This window comes from Cellvibrio sp. PSBB023 (assembly GCF_002007605.1).
Taxonomy (GTDB): Bacteria; Pseudomonadota; Gammaproteobacteria; order Pseudomonadales; family Cellvibrionaceae; genus Cellvibrio.
Genome location: NZ_CP019799.1, coordinates 2,867,959 through 2,884,226 on the forward strand (window position 1 = coordinate 2,867,959; position 16,268 = coordinate 2,884,226).

15 protein-coding genes are annotated in these 16,268 nt (G+C 47.7%); 8 read left to right on the forward strand and 7 right to left on the reverse strand.

The window, feature by feature from the left end:
• Positions 1-168: 168 nt before the first annotated feature.
• Positions 169-3,672, forward strand: coding sequence for an AAA domain-containing protein (locus B0D95_RS12540; RefSeq protein ID WP_078044204.1), 3,504 nt, complete (start codon positions 169-171; stop codon positions 3,670-3,672).
• A gap of 79 nt (positions 3,673-3,751) precedes the next feature.
• Positions 3,752-3,946, forward strand: a complete 195-nt coding sequence (locus B0D95_RS12545; RefSeq protein WP_078044205.1) for a hypothetical protein — start codon at positions 3,752-3,754, stop codon at positions 3,944-3,946.
• Positions 3,947-4,043: 97 nt separating this feature from the next.
• Here the strand turns inward: B0D95_RS12545 and B0D95_RS20850 are convergent, their stop codons facing one another.
• Together B0D95_RS20850 and B0D95_RS12555 are read right to left on the reverse strand one after the other, a co-directional pair.
• Positions 4,044-4,337, reverse strand: a complete 294-nt coding sequence (locus B0D95_RS20850; RefSeq protein ID WP_078044206.1) for a plasmid stabilization protein — start codon at positions 4,335-4,337, stop codon at positions 4,044-4,046.
• The gene (locus B0D95_RS12555) at positions 4,334-4,558 is read right to left on the reverse strand and encodes an addiction module protein (protein WP_078044207.1); all 225 of its coding nucleotides are present in this window, start codon (positions 4,556-4,558) and stop codon (positions 4,334-4,336) included. Before B0D95_RS12555 ends, B0D95_RS20850 begins: the two co-directional genes overlap by 4 nt.
• Positions 4,559-4,799: 241 nt before the next feature.
• On the opposite strand from B0D95_RS12555, the gene B0D95_RS12560 reads away from it, so the two are divergent.
• The 3 genes from B0D95_RS12560 (at position 4,800) to B0D95_RS12570 (ending at position 9,519) form a co-directional block, all read left to right on the forward strand.
• Positions 4,800-7,448, forward strand: a complete 2,649-nt coding sequence (locus tag B0D95_RS12560) for a cellulase family glycosylhydrolase (RefSeq protein ID WP_246841599.1) — start codon at positions 4,800-4,802, stop codon at positions 7,446-7,448.
• A 98-nt stretch (positions 7,449-7,546) separates the two neighbouring features.
• Positions 7,547-8,992, forward strand: a complete 1,446-nt coding sequence (locus B0D95_RS12565) for a glycoside hydrolase family 30 beta sandwich domain-containing protein (RefSeq protein ID WP_078044208.1) — start codon at positions 7,547-7,549, stop codon at positions 8,990-8,992.
• 146 nt (positions 8,993-9,138) lie between these two features.
• A complete protein-coding gene (locus B0D95_RS12570) occupies positions 9,139-9,519 on the forward strand; it encodes a winged helix-turn-helix domain-containing protein (RefSeq protein ID WP_078044209.1) in 381 nt (126 codons plus the stop codon).
• Between the two features lie 4 nt (positions 9,520-9,523).
• Here the strand turns inward: B0D95_RS12570 and B0D95_RS12575 are convergent, their stop codons facing one another.
• The 4 genes from B0D95_RS12575 to B0D95_RS12590 form a co-directional block, all read right to left on the reverse strand.
• Positions 9,524-10,168, reverse strand: a complete 645-nt coding sequence (locus B0D95_RS12575) for an ATP-binding cassette domain-containing protein (protein WP_078044210.1) — start codon at positions 10,166-10,168, stop codon at positions 9,524-9,526.
• Positions 10,161-10,856, reverse strand: coding sequence for a molybdate ABC transporter permease subunit (modB, locus tag B0D95_RS12580; RefSeq protein WP_078044211.1), 696 nt, complete (start codon positions 10,854-10,856; stop codon positions 10,161-10,163). Before modB ends, B0D95_RS12575 begins: the two co-directional genes overlap by 8 nt.
• Before the next feature lie 69 nt (positions 10,857-10,925).
• On the reverse strand, positions 10,926-11,714 hold the full coding sequence (gene modA, locus B0D95_RS12585) for a molybdate ABC transporter substrate-binding protein (RefSeq protein ID WP_078044212.1): 789 nt from the start codon (positions 11,712-11,714) through the stop codon (positions 10,926-10,928).
• A gap of 158 nt (positions 11,715-11,872) precedes the next feature.
• A complete protein-coding gene (locus B0D95_RS12590) occupies positions 11,873-12,937 on the reverse strand; it encodes an alpha/beta hydrolase (RefSeq protein WP_078044213.1) in 1,065 nt (354 codons plus the stop codon).
• Between the two features lie 237 nt (positions 12,938-13,174).
• On the opposite strand from B0D95_RS12590, the gene B0D95_RS12595 reads away from it, so the two are divergent.
• The 3 genes from B0D95_RS12595 to B0D95_RS12605 all read left to right on the forward strand — a co-directional run bounded on the left by B0D95_RS12595 (position 13,175) and on the right by B0D95_RS12605 (position 15,475).
• The gene (locus tag B0D95_RS12595) at positions 13,175-14,038 is read left to right on the forward strand and encodes a class I SAM-dependent methyltransferase (RefSeq protein WP_078044214.1); all 864 of its coding nucleotides are present in this window, start codon (positions 13,175-13,177) and stop codon (positions 14,036-14,038) included.
• 85 nt (positions 14,039-14,123) lie between these two features.
• Complete coding sequence (locus tag B0D95_RS12600; RefSeq protein ID WP_078044215.1) at positions 14,124-14,654, forward strand: DUF1993 domain-containing protein; 531 nt, start codon at positions 14,124-14,126, stop codon at positions 14,652-14,654.
• A 173-nt stretch (positions 14,655-14,827) separates the two neighbouring features.
• Complete coding sequence (locus tag B0D95_RS12605) at positions 14,828-15,475, forward strand: OmpW family protein (RefSeq protein WP_078044216.1); 648 nt, start codon at positions 14,828-14,830, stop codon at positions 15,473-15,475.
• Positions 15,476-15,517: 42 nt separating this feature from the next.
• On the opposite strand, the gene B0D95_RS12610 is transcribed toward B0D95_RS12605, so the two are convergent.
• Positions 15,518-16,252: a LytTR family DNA-binding domain-containing protein gene (locus tag B0D95_RS12610; protein WP_078044217.1), complete on the reverse strand. Its 735-nt coding sequence runs from the start codon at positions 16,250-16,252 to the stop codon at positions 15,518-15,520.
• Between the last annotated feature and the right edge of the window lie 16 nt (positions 16,253-16,268).

The following is a 16,268-nucleotide window of genomic DNA, read 5'->3' on the forward strand; positions in this document are numbered from 1 at the left end:
ACCGCTCTATATGAAACTCAGAAAACCCATTAAAAAAAGCAGGCTGTCCTTGTTAATTGATATTTTAATAACCTCTACTCAAATTCGTAGCAACAAAGACATTCTTAACACCGATGCCGCATGGCATCAAGTGACAAAATCCCACTCAAAAATTAGCAAGGAAATACTATGAGTTATTTGAATTGGGCTCGGTATTGGCGCAATTCTCTAGCTGATGCTGATAGTGGTAAAGGTGCTCTGCATAAACGAGACTTAAGCGGATTTCATCTAACCAATCGTGGTATTTTTCCCGCTGGGGCATTGGATCCTGATAGCCCAGTAATGCAAAAATTATTTCAAGATGAAGACAGTAAGACTTTGGCAGTAAAGGTTCATTACCGGCCTGTCGTTTATTATGTAAATAAAGAACACAACAAAGACAATCATGGGTCAGTGCCGCAAGTGCTATCCCCAATATTGTGTCCAATATGGATTAGCCGCACAGGCTTGTTTTTCCCCGCTAACAACCCCTACATCCCAAGAGATGTTATGGATCCTCAAGCAGACGATAAATTTACCGTAGCACAAGTCGCTAAGTTAGATAAATTTCTTACCGCCAATAGCGTTCCCTGCATTTCCGAGGAAGATATTTTATCTGTAGTGCAGTCAAAAGATACAATTGCTACGCAGAGCAAATCCTGGCAGCAATACTATAAATTGGCGCAAGATATTTTTAAGAACATTTGCTCAATTGACAAAATATCAGAGCTATACACGCCATTAGAAAACGGCTTCATTGAAAAAGTGAATGATATAACTGGTGCAACTTTTCATATTTTGAAGCTTTACGATAGTTTGTCTAAATCAACTCACAACCTTTCACTGCTTGATTCATATGCCACAAAATCGGTTACGCAACATGAACCTTGCTTATTATCATCTGAAACCATTAGCGACCGACTCGCTCACTCAAATTCACAATTTCCACTAGCAGAAGCACAGCGCGATGCCTTATCACATGCATTAGCCATGAATGATTCAGACATTTTGGCTGTTAATGGCCCACCAGGAACAGGGAAAACGACTTTTGTTCTATCCGTTGTCGCATCGCTATGGGTTAAAGCTGCTCTTAAAGATGACGACCCACCATTGATAATTGCAGCATCAACAAACAATCAAGCTGTGACCAATGTAATTGATGCATTTGGAAAGGATTTTGATGAAGGTACTGACGAACTAAGTGGACGCTGGCTTCCCGAGGTAACAAGTTACGGTGGTTATTTTTCGTCACAAAAAAAAGAAGGTGATACGGCACAGCGATATCAGACGAGCAAGTTCTACTCAAACCTGGAAAAATTAAAATACCTGGAAGATGCCGAACTTTACTTTTTTGAGAAAGCCAAATCTTCATACGAAGATATCGACTTTAAGAATATTTCCGACGTTAAAGATCATTTACTACTAATGCTTAAGCAGGGCAAGGATACCCTTGACCTTATCCAGACTTGTTGGAGTGAATACTCCCATAAAAAGCATATTACAAAAGAGCTATTGGGAGAATATCCCGAAAAAGCATTAACAACATTAAAACAAAATATTGAGGATATTGAGAAACTACATTCAGTAACCAGTCATAGTTTACTTATGTGGCGAGATTATCTCGCGGAAGAATCTATTTGGCTTTCTATTTTTAGCTGGCTTCCTTTCGTATTAGCCAAAAGGGAGGCCAGGCGTAAAAACTTTATATCCAGTTCACTTTGCTCCACAGCTAATGACTTACAAGTTACGCCAAAAAAACTAGAAAGAGCATTGGAAAACGCTGTTCAATACCAGAAAAAACAGTTAAGCAAACTGAACAACACTTACACAGAATGGCTAGATTGCTATCAGAAACTAATGGAAGCTAAAGATAATTGGCTTTCAAGTATCGGCAGCTTTTTATCCGAACAAAATTCAGTTCCTTCTATTGATGATATCGACCCATGCCTTGATACATCTATACGCTTTAGGATGTTTAGGCTAGCTGTGCATTATTGGGAAGCCAGATGGCTTTTGGCATGCAGAAAAGAAGAGAGAATATTAGAAGAATCAGCAAACAAAACAGGGCTAACAACGGCACGCCCTCGCTGGAGAAGACGAATGATGCTAACGCCATGCATTGTCTCAACATTTCACTCTTTGCCTTCACACATGACATACACGTTGTATGCTGGAAATAGCGATTTTAAAACTGAATATTTAGTCAATGAGATTGATCTACTTATTGTCGATGAAGCGGGGCAAGTTTCACCTGATGTAGCCGGAGCCTCGTTTGCTTTGGCAAAAAAAGCATTAGTTATAGGAGACATTCATCAAATTGAACCAGTGAGGCAATTAAATGCAACCATTGATATTGGCAACCTAAAGCAAACTAAAATAATCACCCATCCTAACGAATATGAAGGGCTGCAAACATCAGGAAGAAGTGTAACGAAAGGAAGCGTTATGCACATCGCGCAAAAAGCAAGTCGTTATCACTACAAAACTGAAGCTGAGCCAGGCATGTTTTTGCAAGAACATCGCCGATGCTATGACGAACTCATCTCCTACTGTAACGAACTATGCTACAACGGCCTATTAATAGCAAAGAGAGGCAATGCAAACACGAGCTCACCCTACCCACCTTTTGGCTATCTTCATATCGATGGTTTTGCGGAATCATTTATGGGGAGCAGAAGAAACAAACTTGAAGCAGAAACTCTGGCATCTTGGCTGGCAAGCAATCGAAAACAAATCGAAAAATATTTTGGCGCCCCCTTAGAAAAAGCGGTGGGCGTTGTTACACCTTTTTCAGCACAAGTAGCAATGATTTCAGATGCCTGTAAAGCTTTTGGTATTGCTGTAGGTAAAGAAGATAGTCAGCTTACAGTAGGAACCATACATTCTTTACAAGGAGCAGAACGAAAGCTCATTATTTTTTCTCAGGTCTACACCAAGCATGCAGATAGTGGATTCATTGATGCGGATACCACTATGCTTAATGTGGCAGTATCAAGAGCCAAGGATAGCTTCCTGGTATTTGGCGATATGGATCTTATTGCTGCAACACATAAATCCAAACCTCGCGGCCTGTTAGGCAAATATCTGTTTTCTCAAGAATCAAATGAATTAAGGTTCAACATAGGAAAACGACCGGATTTATTACAACTCTGTGCTCAGCCAAGGCTACTTAATAATGCGGACGAGCACGATACATTTATGCGGCAACTTCTGGATCAAGTGACAGAGAAAGTCGATATCGTCTCGCCGTGGATCATTTACGATAAGCTAAATACAACAGGTATTCTCGCCAAGTTAAAAGATGCGATTGGCAGAGGAGTATCCGTTACAATCCATACAGACAAACACTTCAACACAACAATTTCTAATCAGCCGGACTCGCAGAAGAAAAAAATATTTGAAAACTGCTGTTTAAATCTAAAAGAACTTGGAGTTAACGTAAACGTAATAGATGGAATTCACAGCAAATTGATATTTGCAGATGATAAATACATGGCAGTCGGATCATTCAACTGGTTTAGCGCCGCAAGAGGAGGTAAATACGCCAACCTTGAAACCTCTTTGATCTATATTGGTGACCTAGCTAAAGAAACAAAAGCTCACCTTGACTTTTTAAACCATAGATCACATCAGAGATATGCTAAAAATCCATAGCAAGCCAAACTCCATACAGCAGGCCTATTGACTAACAAGCAAAGAGTAATATCAATTGACACACTATCAGGAATAACTCATGGGCCTCGATACGGTAGAAACGGTAATCTGGGCAGAACGAGAATTTGGAGTAGATATTCCTGATGTTGATGCTACTGAAATATTAAGCGCAGGGGAATTCTCATCCTACCTTCACGAGAAGCTTTTGCTGAAACAGGATTTCAAGGCTCCATCAGGAGATAAAGTTTTTGCGAGAATCAAAACTTTTTGGTAACGCATTTCGAGTTAATGCCAGAATGGATAACTTGTGATGCTGAGTTCGTTAAAGATCTTGGAATGGGCTAACCAGAGTTATTATGCTGTGTGCGGAGCTACTTGGTGCGCTCCCGCCAGTATCCCGGCTTACGATGGAGGTTCATGACAGCCACTACCACTAGTCGCTCAGCGTTGGCGGAGTAAATCAGCCCGTAGGGAAAGCGCCGGAACAGGGTTCGGCGTAGATTGGCGTCGAGCAATGCCCATGCTGTGGGATATTTCACCGCCCGCTCCAAGGCCAAATTAGCTTCCAGTGCAAACTCAAACCCCAAACCAGGCTCAGAACTTTCGTAATAATCAACTGCGGCCACCAGCTCAGCTTCCGCGTCGGGATGAAATTCAACCCTCATTTATCAAACCGATTCCACAGTTTGCCAAATACTTCTTGCGCGGGAACAACAGTGACCTTGCCTGATTTCAGATCCCGCAAACGCTGTTGCGCCAGTGCAAGCCACTGTTGATCCAGTTCCGCTGAAGGGCCGTTTAAGCTGTGCAGTAAGGAATCCACAAGCAGTGCCCGATCCTCCACTGGCAATTCATTGGCCTCGTCGATGAGTTGTTGCGCGTTCATAAATTCTCCGCCATTAAGTTCACAAGCCACGAAATTCACCGAACTACTATAGGTAGCGTGCCACAAGATAACAAGGTGGGACGTTCGCCTAAGCGGACGGCTGGGTTGTTTTTACCCGAACCTCACTTTTTTCGGTTCGAATAAATTTAGTCGGGCGCGGGGTTGGGCTGTGTGGGGAAGAATGCTTTCAACACCCATTTGGGTGCCAACAATAAGCATCAACAGAATAAGAGACAATGCTATGACTCAACAGAATCTATCCCCCCACGATACGACTGTCACAAACACAACCCGGTTTTCATCGGTCATTGCCCCTGCGTTTAAATTCAGCTTGCTCAGCGCGTGCCTGCTGGGTTTGGTGGCTTGTGGTGGTGGCAAGGGTGACCATGGTGTGCGGGCGGGCTTACCTTCCAACTCATCGGCAGCTTCGGTTGTGCCGTCATCCAGCGCGTCCAGCAGTAGCCTCGCGCCGGATACGGAAGGCCTGACTATGCTCAAAACCGATGGCACCAAATGGGTTAAAGCCAGCGGCAGACAGGTTCACCTTAAGGGAACAAACCTGGGAAACTGGCTGGTACAGGAATTTTGGATGATGGGACAGGGCGGCAATGGTGTGCATGACCAATGTACGCTGGAAGCCGAGCTGACCGACCGTTTTGGTTACGATGAAAAAGAGCGCTTGATTAAACTGTTCCGCGATAACTGGATCAAGGAGCGCGATTGGGATCAACTCAAGGCCTTTGGTTTTAATGTGGTACGCCTGCCGATTTTGTGGAGCGTGATCGAAGACGAGAAGAACCCCAAAACCTTGCGCGATGATGCCTGGCATTACATCGATTGGACGATTGCCGAGGCCAAGAAGCGCGGCATTTATGTGATTCTGGATCTGCACGGCGCACTCGGCGGCCAAACGCCGAATGATCACACCGGCTGCTCCGGTCAAAACCAATATTGGACTAACAGCGAATACCAGGATCGCACCAAGTGGCTGTGGGAGCAGATTGCTACCCGCTACAAAGATGAACCTGTCGTGGCGGCCTATGATCCGCTCAACGAACCCTGGGGTTCGACCCCTGAAGACATGGCCGAGCGAGTGCTGGAGCTGTACGACACCATCCGTGCCATCGACGATAAACACATCATTATGTTGCACAGCCATTACGGCAGCATCGATGTCTATGGCGACCCGGCTGAACAGGGTATGACCAACGTTGCCTTTCAACTCCACCCCTACCCCGGCTTGTTTGGCGATAGACCCAACGACAGCCATTATGATATTCACCGCGACTGGCTCAGATGCGGTCAGGACGGCAAAGGCGGCGTGTGTTTCTGGGATACCAAACTCGACGAACTGCAAACCCCCATGCTGATGGGCGAGTTCCAACCCTGGCAGGGCGCGGGCCTGGAATTGGGCGGCAAAATTGGTCGCGCCACCTACGATACTTTTGCGGGCTACGACTGGGCATCCACCAGTTGGTCCTACAAGCTGGTGACCATTGCCGGTGGGCAAGGCAATGGCCTGTGGGGCATGGTGACCAATGAGGTTAATACCAGCCTGGATACAGGTGTAGGCATGATTACCAAAGCCAGCACCTGGGATTGCAACAACTGGGACTCCAGTTTTGCCGATGCCTGTGCCAAAAAAGCCACCACCATCACTACCGGCGGCACTGAAGACAAAACCTATTATCTGGTGATTAAAACCGGCGCAAACGGCGGCGCCAGCCCGGATGTCACTTTCGATAGCATCAGCCTTAAAAACACCGCAACCAACGAAGAGCTGCTGGCCAACGGCACCTTTGGCGCTACTGGCGGCTGGTCTGAACTGTCCATCAGCGGTTCACTCCATTACAACTACGCCAGTACCGATGCGAGCAAAGCGCCCACCGGTAGCGACGGCGCCTTCTTGCACATTACTCGCCCGAGCGATGTGACAGGTGAAATCAACGGCGCGCTCTACCAGCAAATCACCCTGAAAGGCGGCCAAACCTACAGCTTCAGCGGCGTGTTTAAAGGCAATGGCAGTACCAATACCTGGGCGGAAATCTACCTGATTGAAGATGAACCCGTAGCCGGTAAGGATGTAGTGGACAACGCAGGTAAGGTGGATTTCACCACCGCGCCCATCGAGGACATTGAAGCCCTGTTCACCAGCTATGGCGAAGTCGATTATGACGTGCATGAAGGCCTGGCGCATTGGTTAGTGACCGATGAGCACAACGACGTGTTCGACTACCCGAATCGCCCCACTGGTCTGACGATTAGTGTCAACGGCAGCAATGCATCGCTGAGTTGGGCGGCAACACCGGGCACCGGCATTACCTATAACGTCTACCGCTCCACCTCGGCAGGCAGCAAAGGTACTTTAATCGCCGAAGACCTGACGGTTACCACCTATGCCGACAGCAACCTGAGTGAAGAGGTGACCTATTACTATTCAGTGACCGCGCGCAATAGCATCGCGGAAAGCTATACCAGTGATGCAGTCAATACCCCGGTGCTCTACACACCAGTGCCCGCCAAAATTGAAGCGGAAAACTACACCGCACAAAGTGGTACTCAAACCGAAAACGCGGGTGATACCGGCGGTGGTCAAAACGTGGGTCACTTTGAAGCGGGCGATTTTGTGGAATACAAAATCAAAGTAGCAACAGCGGGCAACTACATCATTGAGTATCGCCTCGCATCGCAAACTGGCAGCACAGGTTTCAATACACTGATTGACGGCGCAATTGTGGACACCCAAACCCTCGCGGCAACCGGCGGCTGGCAAACCTACGTCACCCAAAGTAGTCCTGCTATCGCCTTGCAGCCGGGCAACTACACAATCCGTTTACGTTCTATCGGTAAAGAGTGGAACCTCAACTGGATCAACATTAAAGCGCAATAACTCTCCCCTGCTATGCCCTCCACTGACAGTGAAATCCATCAGTGGAGGGCTTTTTTCACCTGCTCTATCGATTGTCATTTATTGGATGAGAAAACCCCATGAATAAACACCTTAAAAAATTGATCATCGCACTGGCCATTACCGGCGCGAGCAGTGCAGCACATGCTGCAGATAATGCATCCACAACAAAAACACTGAGTGTTTATACCACGGCCAAAGACACCAACCTGCGTTTAAGCCAAGGCGACAGCCTGACACTGCAACCGGCGCAACAAGCACCGGAAACAGACACCGCTATTTTTATCAACCCACAAAAACAGTACCAAACTTTTATGGGTATCGGCGGCGCCATTACTGATGCCAGCGCCGAGACCTACGCCAAACTCAGCAACAAGAAAAAAGCAGAATTACTCAAAGCCTATTACGACAAAAAAGACGGCATAGGCTACAGCCTGTTGCGCACCACCATTCACAGTTCCGACTTTGCCAGCCGCAGCCATACCTATATCAAAGAAGGCGATAAAACATTAAAAACCTTTGATATAGCGCCCGATAAAAAACATCGCATTCCCATGATTAAACAGACAATCAAAGCCGCTGGTGGCGCCATCACCACCTACGCCAGCCCCTGGAGTGCACCGGCGTTTATGAAAGACACCAACAACATGCTGCAAGGCGGAAAATTATTACCCGAATACCGCGACGCCTGGGCCAACTACTACGTGAAATTTATCCAGGCCTATGAAAAGGCCGGCATTCCTATCTGGGGCCTCACGGTACAAAACGAACCTATGGCAAAACAAATCTGGGAATCAATGATTTTTACCGCCGATGAAGAGCGCGACTTCTTAAAAAATTACCTCGGCCCCACACTCAAAAAAGCAGGCATGGGCGATAAAAAAATTATTGTGTGGGATCACAACCGCGACTTAATTGTGCACCGCGCCAACACCATCATGAGCGACCCGGAAGCCGCACAATATGTGTGGGGCATTGGCTTCCACTGGTATGAAACCTGGGCGGGCGGCAAACCTATGTACAACAATGTTGCCGAAGTTGCCAAAGCATATCCCAACGTAAATTTATTGCTCACTGAAGCCACGGTAGAAAAATTTAACGCCGAACGCTATCACTACTGGCCCAACGCCGAACGCTACGGCGATTCGATCATCAACGATTTTAATGCGGGCGCGGTTGCCTGGACGGATTGGAACATTCTGCTCGACCACACCGGCGGCCCCAACCACGTTGGCAATTTTTGTTTCGCACCGATTCATGCAGACACCAACGGCGAATTAATTTACACACCCACTTATTATTATCTGGGTCACTTCTCCAAATTTATCCGCCCGGACGCCAAACGCGTGAGCGCCGCCGCCAGCCGCAGCTCACTGCAAGTCACCGCCTTCATCAACACCGACAACACCCTCGCCACCGTAGTGATGAACAGCAACGACACCCCGGTGAACTACCGCCTCTACATTGGCGACAAGGAAACCAAAGTCACCATCCCTGCACATGCGATGCAGACGTTGGTGTATTAATTTTTACTGCAACACCATGCGCTATAAAAACCCGCTTCGGCGGGTTTTTTATTTGTCGCAAGCAAAGACGGAGCATCGTGAGACAGGCCAAGCCCCTGTGCTAAACTCACCACCAGTCAAGATTACACCCAGAGAATCACAAAGCAATGAAGAAAAAAATCACCGGTGCGCGGCTGAAAGTACAAGCGCGGATTATGTTGGATGATGAGATTGCCTTTGGGCCAGGCAAAGCAGATTTGCTGGATGCGATTGAGGCAACCGGTTCTATCTCGGCAGCGGGCAAGCAGTTGGCGATGAGTTATCGGCGCGCGTGGATGTTAGTGGATAGTATGAACCGCTGTTTTCAGCAGCCGCTGGTAGAAACAGCGACTGGTGGCAGCCATGGTGGTGGTACACGCTTAACGGAAGCCGGGCTTGATGTGCTGAAACGCTATAGACAATTGCAGCAGGACATACAGCAACTTAGCGATAAACATTTCCCGGAATTTCAACCGCGATTGCGTAAAAAACCACTGCCGCCTGCATAAATAATTACACACGACGAATCAGCTCACCATTTTCTACCCACAGGCATTCGTCGGTGAGTTGATGAATTTCACTCAGCGCATGGGTGACATAAATCATCGGGATATTGCACTCGCGATATATACGCAGGAAAAACGGCAATATTTGCTGCTTCAAGCGCTCATCCAACGCCGACAAGGGTTCATCCAACAATAATAATTGCGGCGAATAAAGTACCGCGCGACCCAACGCAACACGCTGCTTTTCACCACCGGATAATTCCACAGGGCGACGCGCTAGTAATGGTGCAATCTCCAACAGTTCAACAATAGTATCCAATGAAAAGCGACGTTGCGCCGGTGCGATATTGTTATAGCCGTAGAGTAAATTATGGCGCACCGATAAATGCGGCAGTAATTGACCATCCTGAAATACCAACCCTATATGCCGCTGGTGCGGCGGTATAAATTGTTTTGTACGGGTATCACACAGGACATTGTTGTTCAGTGTGATCACACCGTCTCGCGGTGTTAACAGGCCTGCAAACAACGCCAGCAATGTACTTTTGCCGCTGCCCGATGCGCCCATAATGCCGGTGATGGGTGCATCCAGTGTTTGATTAACGGCTAAAGAAAAATTGTCGCGCCGGTAGGAAAATTGTAATTCAAGCACGGCGCACTCCCAGCCAACGCTCGGTGCGACGGGTTAGGATATTGCTCAAGAGCAGCGAAAAAAATGCCAACGCCAGACAGATTACAATTAACCGCGCCGCAATCGCATCACCGCCGATTTGATGGGTGGCGGAATAAATCGCCAGCGGCAAAGTGCGGGTTTCACCGGCAATATTGCCTACAAAAGTAATCGTCGCACCAAATTCACCGAGTGAGCGACTGAACACCATCAGTGCGCCAATTAAAATACCGGGCAACATGAGCGGTAAGGTAACCGTAAACCACACCTTAAACGGACTGGAACCGAGTGTACTAGCCGCCTGCTCCAAGCGACGATCTATCATGTGCACCGATAATTTTGCGGCTTGTACCATCAATGGAAACGCAATCACCGCCGCCGCCAACACGGCGCCTTTCCAATTAAACGCAAATTCAATATTGAAATGGGTTTTCAACCACTGACCAACAGCGCCCTGACTACCAAAGGTGACCAACAATAAATAACCCGGCACCGTTGGCGGCAACACCATGGGCATAAATAGCACTGCCTCCAATGCGGGCTTGGCAAAAAAATCCTTGCGCGCTAATAGCCAGCCAAAAAACACGCCAGGCATTAGGCACAAGAGTGTTGCACACAAGCCCACTTGGGCCGAGAGCAACAACACCTCCCACTCTGCATCGGTCAACATAAAATAATTACATCCATACCCAAGACTCCCACCGGCATTTGTCTCTAGCAGTTATTTGCATGAGACTCATTATGGCGATGTTGAAAAACCGTAGCGATTAAAAACAGCGATTGCTTCCGGCGATTGCAAAAATTGCCAAAACGCGGCGGCATCATTGCCTGCAATTTTGGTCAGGGCACCAGGGTATACAATAGGCTGGTGAGCTTGCGCAGGGAATTGCGCAACAACACTGACCTTTTGACTCATTTGCGCATCCGTTTTATAGACTATGCCCAGCGCACACTCGCCGCGCTCCACAAAAGCCAAGGCGGTGCGCACGTCCTCCGTGCCCACCAAACGACTGGCGATAGAATTCCACCACCCATAATAGCCCAAGGCTTGCCTGGCATATTTACCCACCGGCACAGACGCAGGATCACCCGTACACAACTTGCCCTGGAATTGATCGACCAGTGTTTTGTCCGCCGTTAATTCGATAGGCACTGTCGCTGTGCGAGGTGCAATTAATACCAGGCTATTCACCAGCAACTCTTTGCGACTGTCGCTAGCCAATAATTTGCGCTGCGCCAAATAATCCGCCCACTCTTTATCGGCCGAAATAAACACGTCTGCCGGAGCACCATTCTCTATTTGCTTTGCCAGGGTGGATGAACCGGCAAATGCGGTTTTAATGGATATATTGTCGTGCTGCTTTTCGTAGCGCTGCGCCAGTTCAGTGACAACATCGGTCAGGCTGGCCGCGGCATAAACCCTGACCTCTGCACCTTGCACTGCACCAACAAAAAGCAACGCTATCCATAACAGGGTCCATAAGGTTGCCTTTGATGCCCATTGATTGCGAAGCCTGTGTTTACCCATCACCAGCTCACCTCTCACTTAAAAAGTCCTGCCTGATTCGCTATTCATAATTGAATATAACGGCATTTACTGTCAAGGAGGCGATGACAAATGCACAGGATTTATCAATAGAAAGAAAAACCCCGCCGGTTGGCGGGGTTTAGTGTGGAAAGCAACGTTTAGCGAGCAGGCCAGAAAATGGCATCCAGGAAGTGGATAATATCGTTTAAGGGCTCGGGTGCATCGCGATCAAAACAGACTTTCAAAAATTCATTACAGCCATTGTCCAAAAAGGCATGGTTGCGCCCTTCATAAATTTTAAATTCCACTGGCTGACCGGCCGCCTTGAGCGCATCAACATACTGCTGGGATGAAGCCGGTGGTGTTGTGGCATCGGTACTGCCAACATGCACAAATTGCGGCGGCAGTTGGTATTGCGCACGCGTAGGGATGTTATACATGGGCGATACGGCTTTATAAAATTCCGGATTTTTATCTACCGAAATACCATCGCCAAACAAACCGCGCGGTGTTGCATTACCTAACTTCCAGAAAATATTGGATGAGGTTTCAAAACCGTTTTGTGCCGCTTTGTATAAATCGAAAGCGGCGTAACTGATGACTGCCGCTTGCACGCGCAAGCCATCGCGCTTGGCAATTTTTTCAGCGGTTTTTCCTTTGGGTAAATAGGTGGGTTTAAAACCGAGTGTCTTGCCAGCAAAACCATCGGACTCCAGCTTGCGGCTATTTAGCAACACCATGGCACTTAATTGGCCGCCAGCACTATCGCCGGTAATGGCAACACGCGCCGGGTCACCTTTGTAGTTAGCAATATGTTCTTTCATCCACAACAGGCTGCCCATAGCATCTTCCACAATCTGGTTGATGTGAACGCTATTATTGTTATCGCCCAAGAGGCGATAATTCGTATTCACCACCACATATTCACTATTGCCAGCGATATATTCCGACATGGTATTCATGATGGAATTATTGTTAATCAACCAACCGCCGCCGTGGTAAATCACCAATACCGGATAATTTTTCTTGCCGGTTTTAGGAACATAAATATCCAGGGTAAGCGGCATATTATCGGGTTCAGCCCAGGTAATATTTTTATGGGTTTCAAATGCATGTTTCGGCTTCAATGCAGCCGCTTGCGACACCAGGGGTAACAACAGCGCAATAACCACTACACAATAGCGGAATACCGCTGATTTATTATTCGATAACAGACTGTTCATAATCGTTATGTCCATCCGGAAATGTTAAGTAAAAAAATCTCGCGCTACATAGCACAGAGATATTGAGTGTAGAACACTACTGTGGCAATAATCAGATGCAATTTGTCATAAAACCAGACTCTATGCACAATCGCAGCGCACCTTTACAAAAAATAATGATTTATCAACAAAAATAAGCGAATAATAAACCGCCAGATTGATAACAGATAAAAACCCATCCCTTAAAGGAGTTTCCCGATGAAGAAAATCGCCCTGCTCGCCACTGCACTGTTCTTGTCCAGTTGCGCAATAGACAACACAACCACACCTGACAAAAAACACCTCAGTGCCGCCGATAAACAACAATTAATTAATATCACCCAATCGCTGCCCGCCGAACATCAGGCCCGCTATGTGGCACGCAACCCGGTAGAAACGCTGGAATTTTTTGGGATTCGCCCCGGCGATGTGGTGCTGGAAGCACTGCCGGGCGATGGCTGGTACTCTAAAATCCTCATGCCGTATCTGGGTGAGAAAGGCCGCTTGATCGGTGTGGATTACAGCTTGTCCATGTGGCCGGAGTTTGGTGGCTTTGCTACGCCGGAGTTCATCAAGAAACGCGAACAATGGCCAGCACAATGGCGCACTGATGCAAAACGCTGGGGCAGTGCGCAGGTGGATGCCTATACCTTTGCAGATTTGCCCGCTGACCTGACCGGACAGGTTGATGCTGTGTTGTTTATCCGCGCACTGCATAATCTCGCGCGCTTTGATGCCAAGGGCCAGTACCTGCAACAAGCACTGGCAGAGACCTATCGGGTACTTAAACCCAATGGCACAGTGGGCGTTGTGCAACATGCCATGAGCGAATCCAAACCTGACGCCTGGGCCGATGGTAGCCGTGGTTATTTAAAAGAGTCAGATATAGTGTCGGCGATGTTAAAGGCGGGTTTTGAATTGGTAGACAGCAGTGATATCAACAAAAACCCCAAAGACAATCCGCAAGAGAATGACAATGTCTGGCGCCTGCCACCCAACCTGAACGGCACCGATGCACAAAAGCAGCAAAACCAACTGATCGGCGAATCCAACCGCGTGACATTACTCTTCCGGAAAAAATAACCACGATCACATAATATCTATCGCGGCGCGCAAAAAATAATTTTTTTGCGCGCCGCAGCAACTACATCACTGTTGGTAACTCACAATGAATAACAACCATAAAAATCCGTCGACTATATTTCAACATTACTTGCAGCAACTAAAAACGATTGTTCATAAGATAGATATCCATCAACAAGGCAACCCGCAGATACTGAAACACAGCCTACACCCCGATATGCTACCGCTCCTTGCCCAGCTGCGCACCGCGGCCAACTTTTCATTGCGCTGTTGTTGCCCGCTGAGTGGCCGTGAGCGCATCACGTTTGATAATAAGGATGAAACCTTCGCGGGTATTCAATTACAGCTGGATCAAACTATTCAGTACTTACAATCACTTCCGCTAAACGATGCGGCCAGCACAGCAAGTCTGATTGAGGACCAGGCCGGGTTTACTCCATTACAATTACCGGCAGAAGAATATGTTTATCACTATGCACTGCCCAATTTTTTCTTCCACCTGAACATGGCTTACGCCATTGGCCGTGCAGCGGGTGTGCCGCTTAGCAAAGGGGATTTTGATGGCTACCACCAATACCCCGATGGATTTTCATTTGTGTCGCAAGAAGATCAATAGCATAAAAAATCATCTACACAACTCGCACCTTGCGCTGTATCAAATAATTTTCAGTTAGGTTTTTATTTTTTACAGCGCTAAAACTAATTGATATATATCAATTTTTATAATGTGAAATTTCGTAACACTGCCTCTGTGATTTAACAATTGTGTTAACAACAGAGGAAATGCACATGCGTCAATTAGTAATGGCTCTGGTATTAGGTAGCAGTTGTGTAGCAGCGGCAACTCATGCTCACGAAGCAGGTGATTTTTTAGTGCGTGTTGGGGTTGCCCAAGTCGCGCCCGATGCAAGCAGTGGCAGCGTATTAGGTGGTGGCGTGGATGTAGAAGATGCAACCGGGCTGGGCTTTTCCGGCACCTGGTTTGCCACACCCCATATCGGCATTGAAGTGCTGGCCGCGCTGCCCTTTGAGCACGATATTGTGGGGAGCGGCGCACTCAGTGGTGTGGATATTGGCAGCACCAAACACCTGCCGCCCACTGTGTCCCTGCAATATTACCCGCTGGGTGAAGGCAAATTTCAACCCTATGCGGGCATAGGCCTGAACTACACCACCTTTTTTGATACCAAGAGCAGCGCTGCGTTGGATAGCGCGCTGGTAGGCGATACGGATATTTCACTCAAGGATTCAACCGGCGTCGCGCTGCAACTGGGTGCCGATTGGCAACTCAATGACAACTGGTATTTAAATGCCGCTGTGTGGAAAATTGATATAGAAACTACCGCGCGCATTTCAGTGGATGGAACTCAAGCAGCGCGCGTGGATGTCACAATTGATCCGCTGGTATTTATGCTGGGCGCGGCCTATTCGTTTTAAATTGGATATTCCATGGCGTCAGCGATTGACTGCTGACGCGCACTAAATCATTTTGAGCAATTCTTTTAAATCGCTCACGTGGCGACGGCTGATAATGGGCCGCGTCAGGGTATCGGCAAGGCGCACTTGATACTGCCCTTGCCCATTGCGCTCCAAGGCTTCGATATGTTTAATCGACACCAGCGAATTGCGATGTACACGCACAAAGCGCCCGTTAAATTCTTCTTCCAATTCTTTCAAGGTTTCATCGAGCAAATGTTCGCCGCCGCGATGATAGACGGTGACGTATTTTTGATCGGCAAGAAAATAGCGAATATCCTCCAGTGGAATTAATTCCACACCGCGCCGGGTTTTGGCCGTGATGTGGCTACGCTGGTTCTCCCGCGCTGCCGGTTGCTGCACCGCAAGGCGCTGGATTTTGTTGAGCTTTTGCGCCTTTTCCAGCACCTGCAATAATTGCTCGGCTTTGACCGGCTTGAGTAAATAGCCAACAGCATTAGTGCCAAATGCATCCAGCGCATACTGATCGTAAGCGGTGCAAAAAATAACGACCGGTGGATCTTCCAATTGGCTGATATCTTTTGCCAGGCTCAAACCATCGCGACCAGGCATGCGAATATCCAGCAGCACTATATCCGGGTCATGCTCGGTAATGGATGCCAGCGCGGCTTCCGCATTATCGGCCTCAGCCACGACATGAAAGCCATCAATTTTTTCCACCATGCGCAACAAACGCTGCCGCGCCAGGGTTTCATCATCAACAATAAGCAATTCCATACCAGTGATTCCGAAT